Source organism: Tamlana crocina (genome assembly GCA_040429635.1).
GTDB classification, from domain to species: domain Bacteria; phylum Bacteroidota; class Bacteroidia; order Flavobacteriales; family Flavobacteriaceae; genus Flavisericum; species Flavisericum crocinum.
Genome location: CP158972.1, coordinates 3445129 through 3462123, shown reverse-complemented (window position 1 = coordinate 3462123; position 16995 = coordinate 3445129). Strand labels below are relative to the sequence as shown.

The window sequence follows — 16995 nt, the reverse complement described above, 5'->3', positions numbered from 1 at the left end:
TTTATAAATTGAAACGGTACAGTGTTTTTACGTGCTGTTCTTTTTGGTACCAATCGTTAAATACCAATTCGAGTTGGTCGACTTTGAACGTGCCAAAATTACAATTTTTGAAAGCTTCAACCGTGCTTAAAAACGCTGTTTTGTTAACAATTTTGTCGCTAAAACGCACAATAGTGGCGTGGGCCGTCTGTATGGCGTAGCGTTGGTCGAGGCTTTGCTGTAAATCTGAATTTTTAAAATGGAATCTTAAATTATCGCGGATGGTGTTTAAGGCATCGTTCGTCATAAATCCCTGCACCATAATACACGATGGCGATGCCGTTAAACCTTTAAATTGAATTTCAATTTTGGGTGTGTCGGCAATACTCTTTTTGATGATGTCTACATATTTTGAAATATCGATACCGTTCAAATCAAAACCATCATAACAGGAAATGATGGACATCACCGTAATATGAATATCAGAATCGGGATAATAGTATTGATTGGGAGCAATGGTACGCAACTCGTTTAAAAACCTTTGGATGCAATGTTTTACTTCCTGCGGCGGACGAATTAAAAGCGTAATGCCAAAGCGGTTGTCGTTTGGCGAATGGATGAGTTCGTCAATGGCATAATTATCGTTTTTAATTTTTTCAATCGAGTTTTTATAAAGGTTTTGGTAGTGTTCGTTGAGGTTCATTTTTTAAAACATTTCAAAAAAAAATAAAAATCATTCGGCTGTATCTTGAAAGAAAATATAAAAGCAAGAGTTTCTTGGCAATTATTGATTGAAGCAACGGTTTCCGTTGTTACAGCACGTCTTTTCAATCAGCAAACCATTCAGTTATTTCTGAAAAAAATATAGCAATAGCAAACCCCTGTGCGAAAGCAGATATAACTATTGGTTTCCAAAAAATGTTTTTCCGATTTTTAAATAAATAGATTGGAGCGAGCAATAACCATGGTAAGGCTGTGATTACCCATAAATTTCCAAAAAACGAGATTAGCATCTCGTAATTTTCATAAAATTCGAGTGTTTTAGGGTCGGGTTGGTTGTATTTTGGAAGTTTTCCGAGAACTATTCCAGCATGAAAATAAAATGTTAGAAGTGTTATTGAAAACCCAATTGCAGGTATAGTCACTAAATAAATTATACGTTTTAAATATTTCATTGATTTGAATTTTTCTAATGAGCTATAACTTTTAGAATGTACATCGTTTCAAAACAGAAAGGAGCTTAATACAAGAAAACGAAAACAAATGAAATTTATTACAAATAAACAATGAGTTTATTCGTGAATTCGTGGCAAAAAAATTACAACTTAAAAACCTCATAACTTTGATGCACTTGTTTTACGGCGTTTTCGGTACGGTCGGCGTGGGTGTCGCTAATGAATAACTGTCCGAAATTTTCATCGTCCACCAATTTTATAATCTGTGCCACACGGTTTTCGTCCAGTTTGTCAAAAATATCATCCAACAGTAAAATGGGGTTCACGCCGCTTTGCGCTTTTATAAAATCGAATTGAGCCAGTTTTAAAGCAATTAAAAACGACTTTTGCTGCCCTTGGCTTCCAAATTTTTTAATGGGGTGGCCTTCAATATTAAAGTTTAAATCGTCTTTGTGTATGCCCACACTGGTGTACTGCAAAGCTTTGTCTTTGTTGATGGACTGCATTAAAAGCGCGTTTAGGTCGCCTTCAAACAGCGGGCTATGGTATTCCAAATCCACCACTTCATTGCCGTTGCTAATGGCTTGGTATCGCGATTTAAAAATGGGGATGAACTCCTTTAAAAACCCGTCGCGTTTTTCAAAAATAATGGTGCCGTACTCGGTAAGTTGGTTGTTGTAAACCTCTAAAGTATCTTTGTTAAACGTGTGGTTTAGTGCAAAATATTTTAAAAGGGCATTGCGTTGCGCCAGTACTTTGTTGTAATTGATAAGCTGGTTCAGGTAGTTTTTGTCGCTTTGCGAAATCACGCTATCAATAAACTTTCGGCGGGTGCTGCTGCCTTCAATAATTAAATCGCGGTCGGCGGGCGAAATAATCACCAGCGGCAAAAAACCGATGTGTTCACTGAACTTGTCGTAAGCCTTTCCGTTGCGCTTAATCACTTTTTTTTGCCCGCGTTTTAAACTAATGGCCACTTTTTCGGTTTTATCTTCCTTTTCATAATCGCCATTGATCACAAAAAAATCTTCATCGTGTTTAATATTTTGCAACGCAATAGGGTTGAAGTAGCTTTTTCCGAAGGACAAATGGTAAATGGCATCGAGCACATTGGTTTTTCCGATGCCGTTATTACCCACAATACAGTTTATTTTGTCGTTGAAAACAAACGATTTACTATCGAAATTTTTATAGTTTAAAAGGGAAAGCGATTTTAAAATCATAGAAAAAACAACTTATAGGGCACTTGGGCGGTTAAAGCCCAAAAAGAACTGCAAATTATTGAAAAATATCAAATAAATAGGCTTTTAGTTATGAAGAAAAATTATATTTTTGCGCCACATTAATCTATACTGAATAAATGGCAACTTACAAGAAGAAAGGTTACAAACCAAAAACAAAAGTAGAGAAAGAAGAGAACATTGAAGAAGGGTCAACAACTGCTGAAGTTTTTAACACGCTTGATGAAACTGCATCGAAGACGGAGGATTTTGTAGCCAAAAACCAAAAATATATTTTTATCATTATTGGCGTTGTGGCCTTAGTGGTTTTGGGCTCTTTAGGGTATAAAGAATTTATTGAAAAACCTAAGCAGGCCAATGCGATGAACGATATGTTCCAAGCGCAAAAGTATTTTGATCAAGCGGTTTCTGGTGCTGCTACAGCAAAAGATTCGTTGTACAACCTAGCTTTGAACGGTGGTGAAGGTAAATTCGGTATGCTCGATATTATCGAGGAATACAGCGGAACCGCATCAGCAAACTTAGCGACTTATTATGCAGGTACGGCTTATTTACGTTTGAAGGATTACAAAAACGCCGTAGAATACTTAAGTGAATTTAAAAGTGACGACGAAATTTTAGCGCCATTGGCTAAAGGAAACATTGGTGATGCTTTCGTGCAACTAAACCAGGCAGAAGATGCCTTAGGTTATTACGAGCAAGCTGCCGAAATGCGCGACAACGAATACACAACACCAATGTACCTTTTCAAGGCAGGAACCATTGCTTTAGATTTAGGGCAGGCCGATAAAGCGTTGAAATATTTCAAAAGAATAAAAGACGATTATTCGAATTCTACCGAAGCTTCAAAAGTAGAAGTGTTTATAGGAAAAGCCCAAGTGTTGGCAAACAAATAACATTTTATGGCTACGGCAAATAAAAATTTATCAGAATACGATAAAAACACAATCCCAAATGCGAAAGGTTTTCGGTTTGGGATTGTTGTTTCAGAATGGAACGATACCATTACTGAAGGTCTTTTTGAAGGCGCTTACCAGGCTTTGGTTGAGAATGGTGTGGAGGATGAGGACATTATCCGTTGGGATGTGCCGGGTAGTTTCGAGCTTATTTACGGGAGTAAAAAAATGCAGGAGCAGTTTGTTGATGCCGTTATTGCCATTGGTAGCGTAATTCAAGGAGAAACCAAACATTTCGATTTTGTGTGCGAAGGCGTTACCCAGGGGATAAAAGATTTGAATGTGCTTCACGATGTGCCCGTTATTTTTTGTGTACTTACCGATAACAACATTCAGCAATCCATAGAGCGCTCTGGAGGAAAACACGGCAACAAAGGCACCGAAGCTGCTATTGCTGCTATTAAAATGGCCGAACTACGGAAGAATAGTTAAGTTCTTTCAGGTTTCAAGTTCCAAGTTTCGGGTTGACGCTGATTGAAAATTCCATCTTGGGGTTTTACAGTTATGGTTTCTCATATTGGAATTTAGTCTTTTGTGATTTGGAATTTCAAACCTCCAACTTCAAGCTTCGCCCTTCAACCTCTATTGTTAACATTTTTTAGCAGTCCAATCCCGGTTTTCTGCCCATTTTTAAGTAATTTTGAAAGATAAGCCGTGCTCTATTTTGTTCAAACAACGCAAACATAAAACCTTTAATTATCAGCCTCGTTTTTCGAAAGAAAACGAAACAAATTCCGACGCTAAAAACGATTCTGATAGGAGAGACTTTGCTTCAAAATGGCGAAGGGCCAGCAATACAAAAACCAAGGTTAGGGGCGCCATGTCCATAAAAATCCTAATTTTAGTTTTGGTACTATTATTGATTTGTATGTATTTATTGGAGAAAAAATACATGTAATCAAAAAAACTAAGCATCATGGGACTTTTAAAACTTCGGAAAAACAAAAAATTCAGCTACACGCCGCGTTACTACGACGATAAAGGTGAGGGTAGCCCGTATGAAATAAAACATAAATTTGATGAATATCGAAAAACGGTTGGTGGAAATAAAGGTATTAAAGCAAAATTCAATGATGCTTGGGAAGATTATAAAAACCCCGACAGGCAAGCTAACAGGCGCATTTTAATTATTGTAACGATTTTGATTTTGGTATTTTTGTTCATCATCGATTTCGATTTATCTATTTTCTTACCCAAATAAATTTATGGCAGACATCATACAGCTTTTACCCGACCACGTTGCAAACCAAATTGCCGCTGGAGAAGTTGTACAACGCCCGGCCTCAGTAGTAAAAGAACTTTTAGAAAATGCTATTGACGCTGGTGCAGACACGATAAAACTTATTATAAAAGACGCCGGGAAAACGCTCGTGCAAGTGATTGATAACGGCAAGGGCATGAGCCCAACCGATGCACGATTGAGTTTTTCGCGACACGCTACCTCAAAAATCAGGAATGCCGAAGATTTGTTTCAGTTGCACACCAAAGGGTTTCGTGGTGAAGCTTTGGCCAGTATTGCCGCAATTGCGCATGTGGAATTGAAAACCAAACAACCCGATGACGATGTAGGGACTTGTTTGGTGATTGAGGGCAGTAATGTGACTTCGCAAGAGGTAGTGGTTACGCCTACGGGAACATCCGTTTCGGTGAAAAACCTGTTTTTTAATATCCCTGCTCGACGTAATTTTTTAAAATCGGATGCTGTAGAGTTGCGTCATGTTACCGACGAATTCCACCGTGTAGCCTTGGCACACCCCAGTATTTCGTTTGCCATGTACAACAATGGCAGCGAATCCTTTAATTTGCCCGTTAGCAATTATCGCCAACGTATCGTTAATATCTTCGGAAATAAAACCAACGAAAAGCTGGTACCCGTTGATGAGGATACCGAAGTACTTAAAATTTCAGGTTTTGTGGGCAAGCCCGAATTCGCCAAAAAAACACGTGGCGAGCAGTATTTTTTCGTCAATAACCGATTTATAAAAAGTGCCTATCTAAACCACGCCATTGCTTCGGCTTTTGAAGGGTTGTTGAAAAACGGTACGCACGCCAGCTACTTTTTAAATCTGGAGGTCGATCCGCAAACTATCGATATAAATATCCACCCCACAAAAACTGAAATTAAGTTTGATGATGAGCATACGCTTTATGCGCTATTGCGTTCGGCAGTTAAGCACAGTTTGGGACAGTTTAATATAGCTCCGGTGCTCGATTTTGAGCACGATCCCAATTTAGATACGCCGTATAATTACAAAAATAATCAGGCGCAAGCACCAAAAATTGAGATAGACAGGAGTTTTAATCCGTTTAAAACCGAAACTAAATTTTCGGGTAGTTCGGTGAGGCAAACCACCTCTTTTAAATCCACACCCAATAATTGGGACAGTTTGTACGTGGGATTGGAATCAAAAGGAAACGATCAGGAAGACGATTCCCAAACTGATTTTAGTGAACTGCAATTTGAAAGCGAAGAAGAAACGGTCTCCATGTTTGGGAGCGACCAACCCGTTGAAACAGGTTCGTCCACTTATCAATTGCACAACAAATATATCGTCAGTACCATAAAATCGGGCATGTTGCTGATAGACCAACACCGTGCACACCAACGTATATTGTACGAAGAGTTTTTAAAAAACATCACCATTAAGGAAGCTACGAGTCAGCAATTGCTGTTTCCGCTGCAGTTGCATTTTTCATCGCAGGACATCGAGGTGGTTAAGCAATTAAAGAGCGATTTGGAATACACCGGATTTGTGTTTTCAAAAGTCGATGATGGCGAAGTGGAAATAACCGGGGTTCCCGTTGGCGTTCCCGAAAGCGAAGTGTCCATTGTACTGGAGCAGCTTATTAGTGATGTGGAAAATGAGGTGCCTGATAGCCATTTTTCGGCCACCGATCTTATGGCAAAATCTATGGCGAAGAGTTTAGCCATAAAAACGGGACAGGCTTTAAAGAGCGACGAACAGGAATATTTAGTGAACAAGCTTTTTGCCTGTAAAGAGCCCAATATGTCGCCCGCCAACCGAACGGCGTTTATTACCATGAGCGTTGACGAGTTGGATAAAAAATTTATGTGATAATACCTTTGGAAAGCATAACTTTTCAAAAGGAAAAAGAAAGATTTTAAATTATGATGCAAGTTTCAGAAACCGTTAAACATTTAATCATCATTAACGTGATTATGTTTGTGGGGACTCTGGCCATTGGTAACGGAACCTTATTTTACGAATGGTTCGCTTTATATTTTCCAAAAAATGATGCTTTTCAGCCTTGGCAAATTTTAACCCACATGTTTATGCATGGCGGGTTTATGCATATTTTCTTTAATATGTTTGCCCTTTGGATGTTCGGTACGCCTGTGGAGCAGGTGTTGGGCTCTAGACGATTTTTATTTTTATATATCTCGGCCGGCTTGGGTGCCGTGTTGCTGCAACTGGGGTACTATTATTTTGAGTACATACCCAATTATAGTGCGCTGTTGGAAACAGGAATGTCACCCGAAAACATAAAACAAATGCTTACCACAAATAAGGTGATGGCGGGCACTTCGGCAAGTCAGGTGGAGCTGTTAAAATCTATTTACGTTGCTTTCAATGCTTCAATGGTGGGTGCATCGGGTTGTATTATGGGCGTTATGGCTGCTTTTGGAATGATGAACCCCGAGGCGAGATTGATGTTGATATTTTTGCCTGTGCCCATAAAAGCGAAGTATTTTATCCCCGGAATTATTATTTTAGATTTGATTTCAGGACTTACCGGTCAGTCGTTTTTCAGTCCGAGTAATACGGCGTACATGGCACACGTTGGCGGTGCGTTAACCGGGTTTTTCATTATGTGGTATTGGAAAAAGAATCAGTTTAACCAAAACCGTTGGTATTGATGAATAGTTTTTTGCAAAACATAAAATACAAGTTTGCCAACCTGAATGTGTTGGAAAAAATTATCGCCATAAACGTGGTAATATTTGTATTGGGCTTATTACTGAAAAGCGTCATGCACTGGTTTAAATTGCCAAGCGACTTCGGTGATGCTGTACTGCAGCCATGGAGTATTTTGACTTATGCGTTTTTGCATTTTGATATTTGGCACTTACTGTTCAACATGTTGTGGTTGTATTTCTTAGGACAGATGTTTCTGAATTTGTTCAGTCCTAAAATGGCACTGAATGTTTATTTTTTAGGAGCTATTTTCGGCGGATTGCTCTTTATGTTGGGCTATACGTTGCTACCTAGTTTTTTTGGTGGTTACTCTACTTTGGTGGGGGCATCGGCGGCCGTTAGGGCACTGCTTGTTTTTCTTTGTGCTTACATGCCCAATCAAGAGATTCGCTTTTTTACCTTCAATTTAAAACTGTGGTACATCGGGGCCGCTATCGTGGTACTGGACGTTATTGGTCTGTTTGGGGCAAATTCCGGTGGAAACCTAGCGCATTTGGGCGGTGCACTTTTGGGCTACTTTTATGCCAAACAACTATTAAAAGGCCAAGATATTGGTAAGGGTTTTGAGCGTATTATGGATACCGTGGCGAGTTGGTTTAAACCCTCAAAAAAAACACCGCTAAAAACCGTTCATAAAAACAAAAGTAAAGTGGGCGGTTATACTAAATCGGATTTTAATGAGTTTAACAATCAAAAGAAAATCGATGTTATTCTTGATAAAATAAGTAAAAGCGGATACGATAGTTTAACCGCCGAGGAAAAGGAATTTTTGTTTAGGGCGGGGAAGAAGTAACGGATGCTTTACAATAAACTATCAAATTTAGGTGGATTGCAAATAGGTGGTTAGCAAAATATGGGCAAACTCAGTTTCTTAAATAAAATCATTTATTGGGTAAATGTGCTGGTCGCTTTGCTCTTGCTATTCTCTTTTGTTTTACCGTTTTTGCCTCCAAAAACCTTCGCCATTTTAGCGGTGGTTAATTTAGGTGTGTCGTTGTTGATTATTCTCAACGTACTGTTTTTTTTGTATTGGTTGGTTAAAATTAAAAAGCAGTTTTTACTATCGCTCACGGTGCTGGTTATAGGTTATTTTTCATTTGGTTCGCTATACAAATTTTCGGCTTCCAAAAAAATTGAACATCCCAACAACTTTAGGGTGATGAACTACAATGTGAGGTTGTTTAACCTTTACGAGTGGATTCCCGAAAAAGGAGTGGAGACCAAAATAACCGATTTCATTAAAAAAGAAGCGCCCGATGTGCTGTGTTTACAGGAATACCATCCGCATAAAAATATCGATTTATCGTTCTTCAATCATAAATTTGAAAAACTTTCCGGAAATAAGGCCAAGTATGGACAGGCCATTTTTTCGAAATTCCCCATTGTCAATTCGGGTTCCATTGAATTTCCCAATACAGCAAACAATGCCATTTTTGCCGATGTGGTTAACGGAAAAGATACCATAAGGGTATACAATATCCATTTGGAGTCGTTGCGCATCAATACGAATGCCGAAAGCCTGCAAAAAGAAGATTCCGAACGATTGTTGAACCGCGTGAGTACTTCGTTTAAGATGCAGCAATCTCAAGCCGAATTGTTTTTGAAGCACAAAGCACAGTGCCCCCATAAAATGGTGATTTGTGGCGATTTTAACAACACGGCCTTCTCGTATGTGTATCGACAGATTAAAGGCGATTTAAACGATGCGTTTAAGGAAGCTGGAAATGGTTTCGGACGTACCTACGACTTTAAGTTTTTTCCGGTTCGGATTGATTTTATTTTAACCGATGAAGCTTTCGCCGTAAATGGTTTTAAAACCTACGATCAGCATTTCTCAGATCATTACCCCATTCGAACAACTTTGAGTTTGAAATAAATTAATGTGAATAACCGATAAGAAATTTTCGTCAGTTTGAGTGAATTTCATGATTGAAATGAGTGAAATTTGTATCGAAAACAAGAAAGTTTATAGTGAAAATGCACTTCTCGATAGTTCTGCTGAGATTACGAAGTACAAAATTCTCATAGAATTTTACTCGAAGTAATCCAAACATTCAGTTTGTCCTTCCCTTGAAAGGGAAGGTGTCCTAAAGGACGGAAGGGTTACATAAACGAGCAATCCACAACATCTGCGATTATATGAATAACCAAGCCCAACCCAATGAGCCGTGTTTTCTTCGGAAACAATAAAGCCACATATACAATCATAGCGTAATAGGTGTGAAGCGGATGAAAGTTGATGCTGCATCGATTGGGGTCGAAAATAGGGGTTGCCAAAAGATGGTCTAAATCAATTAGAATTCCCGCAACCATGATTAAAAAAGCTATTTTCCATTGGGGTTTGTACCAAAGGAGAGCTACAGCCAAAGGCAATAAAAAATGACAGCCGTAATGGGCAAGGCTTTGAAGCATTATTTCAGATTTAGATTCTGGGATTCTAAGTAATTCAAAGCATTTGGACCTTCGTTAAATAATAAATCCAAAATACTTAAATTTGGAATAAACCCGTGTTTGTCGCCAAAAACTTGGGTGTAGTGCTCGAAATTTTGGGGTATTTCTTTTTTGGCATTCACCAAATTTCTAGCATCGGTTTTGCCGATAATTTCCTTTTCAAAAGTGTCGGTTTTTTCAATGTCTACATCCAATTGCAAGCAATCGCAAATGGTTTCAAAACATTTTAAGTTGAAGTCTAAAATAAACTCGGCCTTTTCGGTAAACAAAGGTTGAAGTTCGTCTTCGTAAAATTCAAAAAAGGGTGAGGTACGGTAGGCGGAAAGAAGCGATTTCCAATGTTGGCTTTGCCAGTTTTCTTCGTTAAAAATTTTAACGTCTTTGTATTTCTGACGGTTTTTTTGGGAATGCACCACAGGAATATTTAGCGCCAATTTCCCGTTGGCACCGTAAATATAGGCGCGGTTGCGGTAGGTCTGCTTTACGAAATTATCTTCCATTTCAAAAGTCACCTCACGAGCCTTTGCCATAGCGACAAAATGAGCTATGTTTGGGAAATATGTGGGGTGAAGAAGAATATTCATAAATTTATCTATAGCGTTTCAACAATAGAAAACCTTTGCGCCTTAGGCCTTTGCGAGAATATGTCTTAAAGCTCTCGCAGAGGTGCGAAAGACGCAAAGTTTATTTTTTCATATGTACGGAAAGCTGATTAACCATTTCCCTTTTTATGTTTTCTCCACTTGCTAAATCCAATCCATCCCGCTAATAAAATTAAAAACGGAATGAGATAAGAAGTGGCTTTGCCTTCGCCGCTAACGGTAGTAAAGAAACGCTCCCAACGCGGACTAGCACCATCCCAACTCATCCAAATGAATACTGGTTTTCCAACTACGTGGTCGAACGGTACAAAGCCCCAAGCCCTAGCATCGATAGAGTTGTGGCGGTTATCGCCCATCATCCAATAGTAGTTTTGTTTAAAAGTATATTGGTCGGTTATTTCGCCATTTATCAAAATTTGGTTGCCTTTTACTTCTAGCGTGTTGCCTTCGTATTCGGTAATCGCCCGTTTGTAAAGCGGTAAATTGTTGAGGTTGATATTTATGGTTTTACCTTTCTCTGGAATGTACAGTGGGCCAAACTGGTCTACATTCCAATTATAATCGGGGTGATGCGGAAAAATATTTGGGTCGCGAACACCTTTTTCTTTGATGTTGGGTGTGATGCTTACCACATTCGGATGGTTTTTAAATTTCGCTAGAGCTTCATCTGAAATGGCCGAAAAATAGTAAGTGTTTTGGTTATTTATGATGCCGAAACCATCGGTAATATCATAACGCTCCTTTACAAACTTAGGATTGAACTGGTTGGCTTTAGGTTGCACGTAGTAACTAAACTGTAAATGTGCCCGGTCTGGTAATTCATTTTGCTTTCCGTTGATGTAAACATAACCATCGCGGATTTCCAAAGTGTCGCCAGCTACTCCCACACAACGCTTCACCAAATTGGTTTTTTTGTCGATAGGTTTGTAGTAATTACGGTCGGGATGAAAATCGTTCATATCCAACAGCGTATCGGCGGGTTGGTTGAAAACCACAATGTCGTTACGCTCAATATCTTCAAATCCTGGTAGCCTCAAATAGGGCAGTTGTAATTTGTTTTTCCAAGAATTGCTGCCTTTGTGGTCGTCGAATAAATAAGATTTTGTTCCTAATTTCGGAATGGTATCATGTACCATAGGTGCAGCAACGGTGGTCATGGGTACTCGGGCACCGTAATGGAATTTGCTCACAAAAAGGAAATCACCCACCAACAATGATTTTTCCAAAGAAGACGACGGAATGGTAAACGGCTGAATAAAGTACGTATGCACAATCGTGGCGGCCACAATGGCAAAAAGAATGGAACTGGTCCACTCTCCAGAACCCGATTTGGGTTGTAGGCTACGGTCTTTTACGTGGGTAACATCGGCAGCATAATTCAAATAATAATTGTAAAAGCCTAATGTAATAACCGCTAAAAAGGTGTCTAAATAGGTGTTTTTTCCAAAACTTCTGGCAGTCTCCACCCAAATAACCGGAAACATAATCAGGTTAACAATGGGCAAAAACAATAGAAAAATCCACCACCAAGGGCGGTTAATAATCTTCATTAAAACCACCGCATTGTAAACGGGAACAAAAGCTTCCCAGGCTTGTCGGCCGGCTTTAATATATAATTTCCAAGTGCCTAAACCATGAATCACTTGAATGATTAAAATGAAAATAAACCACTGAGACCACGTCATAATTTTATTATTGATAATTGTTCAATGACAATTGATTAATTTTTTGAATTCAAATTTGCAGTTTTTCTGGATGAAATGAAAATTCTTGTTAATTGATTTGCTTCATTTAACAAAGATTTACAGTTTTCTCTTGATATTATTTGTTCATCAACGAGAAACTCAATCCAAAAGTAACTTTCATCTACTTCTTCTATTACAATGCTTATTTTGGAGATAAAGCTTCTTTTTGATTGAGCAAGACAAGTAGCTCTATAGTTTGCCGCAACAGAGGTGCTGCATCTTATCAATTGACCTTTAATATGATTGCCAAGGAAAGTGTTTGGTAGTGATATGGCTAGCTTAACACAATCGTGGGCGAACTTTTTTGTTCTCGATTTTAGGTCATTTGTCATTATTAATTTATCATTAATAATTATAGTCCAAGCACATCGTTCATGGTGAAAACACCCGTTTTGTCGGCCAGCCACTCGGCTGCGATAACCGCGCCTAAGGCAAAACCTTGTCTGGTATGCGCTACATGCTCGATGGTGATGCTATCTACTTCGCTATCGTATTTTACAGTGTGCGTGCCCGGTACTTCGGCTATACGTTTGGCTGTTATGGGGATGATGGCCTCTCCGTTTTCATCGAGTTTCCATTCGTTAAAATTAGCATTGTTTGAAATGATGTCTTCTGCCAAAGAAATAGCCGTTCCGCTAGGAGCATCCAGTTTTTGAGTGTGATGAATTTCCTCCATTGAAACGTTGTACTGTTTCAAAGCGCTCATCATTTTAGCCAACGTTTTGTTCAGCTCAAAAAAGATGTTTACACCCAAACTGTAGTTTGAGGCATAGATAAAAGCACCTTTGTTTTCTTTACAAAGAGCCACGGCATCGTTGTATTTATCCAACCAGCCGGTAGTACCAGAAACCACTGGAACACCGTTGTTCAAGCAGTTTGAAATATTATTGAAAGCCACTGTCGGGATACTAAAATCAATGGCTACATCGGCTTGGGTAATATCGTAATCATGGTCATCTTTATCAACGGTTAAAACCACTTCGTGCCCACGATTAAGGGCAATTTGTTCAATGGTTTTTCCCATTTTTCCGTATCCTAGTAATGCTATTTTCATATTCTATATTCTGTTTTAAACTCCTTTCGAGTTAAAATTTAAAGTTTAAAGTGAGCCCCAAATTACTGGTGGCATCTATTTCGTTAAATCGGTAATGCGGTGCCAAAGATAAGTTTTCATCGACATTATATTGCATTAAATGCGCATCAACATTGGCGTCGATAATGTTTAGAGCATAAAGCCCGAAAGTAACTAGCAAAGAAACTTCCTTGTTTCTTCGGTAAAATTTTTGTGCATCTTCAAGCCTATCGGTGCTGATTCTGGGCGTGGTGAGCTTATTGCCTTGTCCGTCAAAATAAAATTCGTCGGTTTCAAAACCCGCCAATCGGCTTTTGTAGGCATCGCGGTAGCGGTTATATTCTTTGTTGTTGTTAATGTAAAAATACACGCCCGTACCAATGGCGCCGTAAACAATGGGGATTTTCCAGTATTTTTTGTTGTAAGCTTGTCCTAATCCAGGCAAAATGGCCGATAAAAATGCGGCTTTTGCAGGGGCTAGGGGATTGATGACTACGCCTGGTTTCGAAATAGAATCGACAGCAACGAGGGGCTCGGGCAAAGCTTCCTGTTCAGGAGGCGTATCTTGTGCCAGTAGTGAAAGGCTCCATAAAAAAGCAAATGTTCCTGCCCACAGGAATTTATTTGGAATCACCTTGAACGAGTTTTTTTATACGATTAAAATCTTCTTCTGAATGGAACGGAATGGTTATTTTGCCTTTACCGTTCTTAGAGACTTTAACGTCAATTTTGTGCCCGAAGTATTCAGAAAATGCCGCGATACCTTTTTTAACAAATTTTGGCATTTCTTCCTTTTCTGCTTTTTTGGCAGGGATTTCAATTTCTTCTGAATTGTTGTAAGTTCGAATTAAATTTTCGGTTTCGCGCACCGAAAGTTTGTTCGAAAGTATTTTTTCGTAAATATCTAATTGAACACTTTGGTCTTCAACAGCGATTAAGGCGCGGCCGTGACCCATGGAGATAAAACCATCACGCATTCCAGTTTGGATGATGGGGTCCAATTTCAACAAACGCAGATAATTGGTGATGGTAGAGCGTTTTTTGCCCACGCGTTCACTCATTTGCTCTTGCGTTAGGTTGATTTCGTCAATTAATCTTTGATATGACAAGGCGATTTCAATCGGGTCTAAATCTTGGCGTTGGATGTTTTCCACCAAAGCCATTTCCAAAGATTCTTGGTCGTTCGCAATTCTAACATAAGCCGGAATGGTTTCCAGACCCAATAATTTTGAAGCTCTAAATCGACGTTCACCAGAAACCAATTGGTATTTGTTCAGTCCCACTTTTCTAACGGTGATGGGCTGGATAATACCGAGTTCCTTTACCGATGAAGCCAATTCGCGAAGCGATTCCTCGCTAAAATTGGTTCGTGGCTGGAAGGGGTTTACTTCAATAAAATCTAAATCTAGCTCAACTATATTGCCAATAACTTTGTCGGCGTTAGTGTCTTGCGCCGATTGTATTTCGTTATTCGGGTCTTTTAATAGCGCCGACAAACCTCTACCCAAAGCCTGTTTCTTAGTTGCCTTAGCCATAATTTAGGAGTTTTTATTGATGATTTCTTTTGCCAAACTTAAATAATTATCGGCTCCTTTACTGCTTGCGTCGTAATTGATAATACTTTCGCCATAGCTAGGCGCCTCACTTAAGCGTACATTTCGTTGAATGATGGTTTGGAACACCATATCGTTAAAATGTTTCTGAACCTCTTCAACCACTTGGTTAGATAGGCGTAAGCGCGAATCGTACATGGTTAATAGTAAGCCTTCAATATCCAATTCAGAGTTGTGTATTTTTTGAACGCTTTTTATCGTATTTAATAATTTGCCCAAACCTTCCAAAGCAAAATATTCGCATTGAATGGGAATGATGACCGAGTTGGAAGCCGTAAGGGCATTTAGTGTTAACAAGCCCAATGACGGCGCACAATCAATTAAAATGTAATCGTAGTCGTCCTTTATGGGTTGCAGTGCCTTTTTAAGCATGTATTCCCGTTGTTCTTTATCAACGAGTTCAATTTCAATAGCAACCAAATCGATGTGGGCCGGAATAATATCCAAATTGGGCGTTTCCGTTTTGATAATGGCTTCCTTGGCAATGTTGGAATGCTCTAAAAGTTGATAGGTTCCAATTTCAACCGACTCAACATCTATGCCTATGCCTGAGGTTGCATTTGCCTGTGGGTCGGCATCAATAAGTAATACTTTTTTTTCGAGAACACCGAGTGAAGCTGCTAAATTCACCGAAGTAGTAGTTTTGCCTACGCCACCTTTTTGATTAGCAATTGCAATGATTTTACCCATTCATTATTTAGGTTTGATGAAGAGCAAAAATACGATTATTTATTAGGAATAAAAATGGAAAATGTTAATAGAAAGAAGTTTGGTTTTTTATCGAGGTTTTTTGAAAAATACGATGTTTTACGTATTCCTTTGTTTTAGGGTGTAATATAGATTTGCTTTTTATTAATATTTAAAATAAACCGCCATGAAATTGAAAATTACCCTGATTATTCTTGTTTTAGCCATAAATTTAAATGCACAAAAATGGACCTCTACTTTGCCCGATAATCCAGAAGAAATATTTAAAAGTGCTATTGTTTACGGCTATCTAAATGAAACGATTTTTGCATCAGGAAATGATGGCGTACAGTATTATAATAATTTCATATTTTCAACAGATAAAGGTAACACCTGGAGTTCTCCTTCGCCTATTTTCACTAACACATCTAACAAAGAACAAGTCGTTCAGTTTTTGGGAGTAAAAGGCAGAATGTACGCTGCTGTAAATTCAAACTTAGGTTATAAATACTATTATTCAACCGACAACGGTAGTACATGGGTTTTGGATAGCGATGGTTTGCCAGGTAAATATACGGCTTCAACCGATCCGGAGTATAAAGATGCCTTTGTGTTAGCAAAATTGAGTGAAGACTATATTGTAGCGTACAATACGAGCGCTTCTAATTTTGCCTATTATAAAAAAGTTGGTGATGGGGTTTGGAAAACCTTGAAAACTTACCCGAATGACTACTATAATATCCACACCGCTTTTACCTCCATCGGAAATACGTGGTATGCACTAAATCAGGGTTATGTAAGCAACCAAAATGAAAAAATAACGAAGTCAACCGATTTTGGAGAAACGTGGCAACCCATTTCAAAAGCAGGTCTGCCGAATAATTTTGAAGGCGGTTTTTTAGTGTCGAATAATCGAGATAAATTGTTTTATGGCGCGGGGAGCACCGATGCCAATACAACCGATGTTTATGTTTCTGAAGATGAAGGCGCTACTTGGGTGAAAACCAATGCGGGCGAATTGGGAAATGTTGAAGGCGAAACAAATTTAATATCAAATATTTATGCGACAAATAATGATGTTATTGTTACTTATTATTTTCCCGGTTTTGAGGACTCGCCAAGGTATTTGTATTCTAATACAGAGAATGTGCTTTTTAAACATGGTGATGTCTCAGGTATAGTGGGGGGCGGCCCTTTTATGGGAAAAAGCTTTTTTGATATTGGTGGGCAGTTTTACGCTATGTTCAGGTATATTTTGTACACGACAAACACCGGCACGTTAAAGGTAACAAAAAGGGATTTTACGCAACAAATAATGGTACATCCAAACCCAGCAACCGATATCATTAATATAAATTCGGAAGCAATTTCTTTCGATTGGAAACTTTACAACCTTACGGGAGGGGTAGTTTTGTTCGGTAACCATAACAATGGAAGTTTGAATGGTTCCAAGATTAATATCGGAAATATTGGCAAAGGTGTATATCTGTTCGTAACCAGTGAAGGGTATAGTGAAAAAATAGTGGTAAAATAAGG

The 16995-nt window shown here is 38.8% G+C and carries 19 protein-coding genes; 8 read left to right on the top strand and 11 right to left on the bottom strand.

Annotated elements, in window-relative coordinates; genetic code table 11:
• Position 1 precedes the first annotated feature (1 nt).
• The 3 genes from ABI125_15020 to ABI125_15010 form a co-directional block, all read right to left on the bottom strand.
• Positions 2–682 (bottom strand): mutarotase, encoded by a 681-nt coding sequence (locus ABI125_15020; protein XCF06017.1) that lies wholly within the window; start codon positions 680–682, stop codon positions 2–4.
• 124 nt (positions 683–806) lie between these two features.
• Positions 807–1154, bottom strand: a complete 348-nt coding sequence (locus ABI125_15015) for a hypothetical protein (GenBank protein ID XCF06016.1) — start codon at positions 1152–1154, stop codon at positions 807–809.
• Between the two features lie 143 nt (positions 1155–1297).
• On the bottom strand, positions 1298–2377 hold the full coding sequence (locus ABI125_15010; GenBank protein ID XCF06015.1) for a DNA replication/repair protein RecF: 1080 nt from the start codon (positions 2375–2377) through the stop codon (positions 1298–1300).
• 137 nt (positions 2378–2514) lie between these two features.
• On the opposite strand from ABI125_15010, the gene ABI125_15005 reads away from it, so the two are divergent.
• From ABI125_15005 to ABI125_14975, 7 genes are all read left to right on the top strand, one after another.
• On the top strand, positions 2515–3291 hold the full coding sequence (locus ABI125_15005) for a tetratricopeptide repeat protein (GenBank protein XCF06014.1): 777 nt from the start codon (positions 2515–2517) through the stop codon (positions 3289–3291).
• A gap of 6 nt (positions 3292–3297) precedes the next feature.
• Complete coding sequence (gene ribH, locus ABI125_15000) at positions 3298–3783, top strand: 6,7-dimethyl-8-ribityllumazine synthase (protein XCF06013.1); 486 nt, start codon at positions 3298–3300, stop codon at positions 3781–3783.
• 484 nt (positions 3784–4267) lie between these two features.
• A complete protein-coding gene (locus ABI125_14995; GenBank protein ID XCF06012.1) occupies positions 4268–4552 on the top strand; it encodes a riboflavin synthase subunit beta in 285 nt (94 codons plus the stop codon).
• A 4-nt stretch (positions 4553–4556) separates the two neighbouring features.
• A complete protein-coding gene (mutL, locus tag ABI125_14990) occupies positions 4557–6428 on the top strand; it encodes a DNA mismatch repair endonuclease MutL (protein XCF06011.1) in 1872 nt (623 codons plus the stop codon).
• Between the two features lie 53 nt (positions 6429–6481).
• A complete protein-coding gene (locus ABI125_14985) occupies positions 6482–7231 on the top strand; it encodes a rhomboid family intramembrane serine protease (protein ID XCF06010.1) in 750 nt (249 codons plus the stop codon).
• Complete coding sequence (locus ABI125_14980; protein XCF06009.1) at positions 7231–8082, top strand: rhomboid family intramembrane serine protease; 852 nt, start codon at positions 7231–7233, stop codon at positions 8080–8082. The genes ABI125_14985 and ABI125_14980 overlap by 1 nt, the downstream gene beginning before the upstream one ends.
• Positions 8083–8142: 60 nt before the next feature.
• Complete coding sequence (locus tag ABI125_14975; GenBank protein ID XCF06008.1) at positions 8143–9165, top strand: endonuclease/exonuclease/phosphatase family protein; 1023 nt, start codon at positions 8143–8145, stop codon at positions 9163–9165.
• A gap of 227 nt (positions 9166–9392) precedes the next feature.
• Here the strand turns inward: ABI125_14975 and ABI125_14970 are convergent, their stop codons facing one another.
• From ABI125_14970 to ABI125_14935, 8 genes are all read right to left on the bottom strand, one after another.
• On the bottom strand, positions 9393–9701 hold the full coding sequence (locus ABI125_14970; protein ID XCF06007.1) for a DUF6122 family protein: 309 nt from the start codon (positions 9699–9701) through the stop codon (positions 9393–9395).
• Positions 9701–10324, bottom strand: coding sequence for a WbqC family protein (locus ABI125_14965; GenBank protein XCF06006.1), 624 nt, complete (start codon positions 10322–10324; stop codon positions 9701–9703). Before ABI125_14965 ends, ABI125_14970 begins: the two co-directional genes overlap by 1 nt.
• Positions 10325–10452: 128 nt before the next feature.
• Positions 10453–12027 carry a signal peptidase I gene (gene lepB / locus ABI125_14960; GenBank protein ID XCF06005.1) on the bottom strand — a complete coding sequence of 525 codons (1575 nt, stop codon included), beginning with the start codon at positions 12025–12027 and terminating at the stop codon, positions 10453–10455.
• Between the two features lie 35 nt (positions 12028–12062).
• Positions 12063–12419 (bottom strand): four helix bundle protein, encoded by a 357-nt coding sequence (locus ABI125_14955; GenBank protein ID XCF06004.1) that lies wholly within the window; start codon positions 12417–12419, stop codon positions 12063–12065.
• Between the two features lie 20 nt (positions 12420–12439).
• A complete protein-coding gene (gene dapB / locus ABI125_14950; GenBank protein XCF06003.1) occupies positions 12440–13141 on the bottom strand; it encodes a 4-hydroxy-tetrahydrodipicolinate reductase in 702 nt (233 codons plus the stop codon).
• Positions 13142–13172: 31 nt separating this feature from the next.
• Positions 13173–13793 carry a DUF5683 domain-containing protein gene (locus ABI125_14945; GenBank protein XCF06002.1) on the bottom strand — a complete coding sequence of 207 codons (621 nt, stop codon included), beginning with the start codon at positions 13791–13793 and terminating at the stop codon, positions 13173–13175.
• Positions 13780–14694: a ParB/RepB/Spo0J family partition protein gene (locus tag ABI125_14940; GenBank protein XCF06001.1), complete on the bottom strand. Its 915-nt coding sequence runs from the start codon at positions 14692–14694 to the stop codon at positions 13780–13782. The genes ABI125_14945 and ABI125_14940 overlap by 14 nt, the downstream gene beginning before the upstream one ends.
• Before the next feature lie 3 nt (positions 14695–14697).
• The gene (locus ABI125_14935) at positions 14698–15462 is read right to left on the bottom strand and encodes an AAA family ATPase (protein ID XCF06000.1); all 765 of its coding nucleotides are present in this window, start codon (positions 15460–15462) and stop codon (positions 14698–14700) included.
• A gap of 184 nt (positions 15463–15646) precedes the next feature.
• Between ABI125_14935 and ABI125_14930 the strand changes: the two genes are divergently transcribed.
• Positions 15647–16993, top strand: a complete 1347-nt coding sequence (locus tag ABI125_14930; protein ID XCF05999.1) for a T9SS type A sorting domain-containing protein — start codon at positions 15647–15649, stop codon at positions 16991–16993.
• The last annotated feature ends 2 nt before the right edge of the window (positions 16994–16995 follow it).

What these genes read in the sequence shown, in the direction of transcription:
- ABI125_15020 (XCF06017.1), bottom strand. Translation starts at nt 682, where the DNA reads ATGAACCTCAACGAACACTACCAAAACCTTTATAAAAACTCGATTGAA.
- ABI125_15015 (XCF06016.1), bottom strand. Translation starts at nt 1,154, where the DNA reads ATGAAATATTTAAAACGTATAATTTATTTAGTGACTATACCTGCAATT.
- ABI125_15010 (XCF06015.1), bottom strand. Translation starts at nt 2,377, where the DNA reads ATGATTTTAAAATCGCTTTCCCTTTTAAACTATAAAAATTTCGATAGT.
- ABI125_15005 (XCF06014.1), top strand. Translation starts at nt 2,515, where the DNA reads ATGGCAACTTACAAGAAGAAAGGTTACAAACCAAAAACAAAAGTAGAG.
- ribH (XCF06013.1), top strand. Translation starts at nt 3,298, where the DNA reads ATGGCTACGGCAAATAAAAATTTATCAGAATACGATAAAAACACAATC.
- ABI125_14995 (XCF06012.1), top strand. Translation starts at nt 4,268, where the DNA reads ATGGGACTTTTAAAACTTCGGAAAAACAAAAAATTCAGCTACACGCCG.
- mutL (XCF06011.1), top strand. Translation starts at nt 4,557, where the DNA reads ATGGCAGACATCATACAGCTTTTACCCGACCACGTTGCAAACCAAATT.
- ABI125_14985 (XCF06010.1), top strand. Translation starts at nt 6,482, where the DNA reads ATGATGCAAGTTTCAGAAACCGTTAAACATTTAATCATCATTAACGTG.
- ABI125_14980 (XCF06009.1), top strand. Translation starts at nt 7,231, where the DNA reads ATGAATAGTTTTTTGCAAAACATAAAATACAAGTTTGCCAACCTGAAT.
- ABI125_14975 (XCF06008.1), top strand. Translation starts at nt 8,143, where the DNA reads ATGGGCAAACTCAGTTTCTTAAATAAAATCATTTATTGGGTAAATGTG.
- ABI125_14970 (XCF06007.1), bottom strand. Translation starts at nt 9,701, where the DNA reads ATGCTTCAAAGCCTTGCCCATTACGGCTGTCATTTTTTATTGCCTTTG.
- ABI125_14965 (XCF06006.1), bottom strand. Translation starts at nt 10,324, where the DNA reads ATGAATATTCTTCTTCACCCCACATATTTCCCAAACATAGCTCATTTT.
- lepB (XCF06005.1), bottom strand. Translation starts at nt 12,027, where the DNA reads ATGACGTGGTCTCAGTGGTTTATTTTCATTTTAATCATTCAAGTGATT.
- ABI125_14955 (XCF06004.1), bottom strand. Translation starts at nt 12,419, where the DNA reads ATGACAAATGACCTAAAATCGAGAACAAAAAAGTTCGCCCACGATTGT.
- dapB (XCF06003.1), bottom strand. Translation starts at nt 13,141, where the DNA reads ATGAAAATAGCATTACTAGGATACGGAAAAATGGGAAAAACCATTGAA.
- ABI125_14940 (XCF06001.1), bottom strand. Translation starts at nt 14,694, where the DNA reads ATGGCTAAGGCAACTAAGAAACAGGCTTTGGGTAGAGGTTTGTCGGCG.
- ABI125_14935 (XCF06000.1), bottom strand. Translation starts at nt 15,462, where the DNA reads ATGGGTAAAATCATTGCAATTGCTAATCAAAAAGGTGGCGTAGGCAAA.
- ABI125_14930 (XCF05999.1), top strand. Translation starts at nt 15,647, where the DNA reads ATGAAATTGAAAATTACCCTGATTATTCTTGTTTTAGCCATAAATTTA.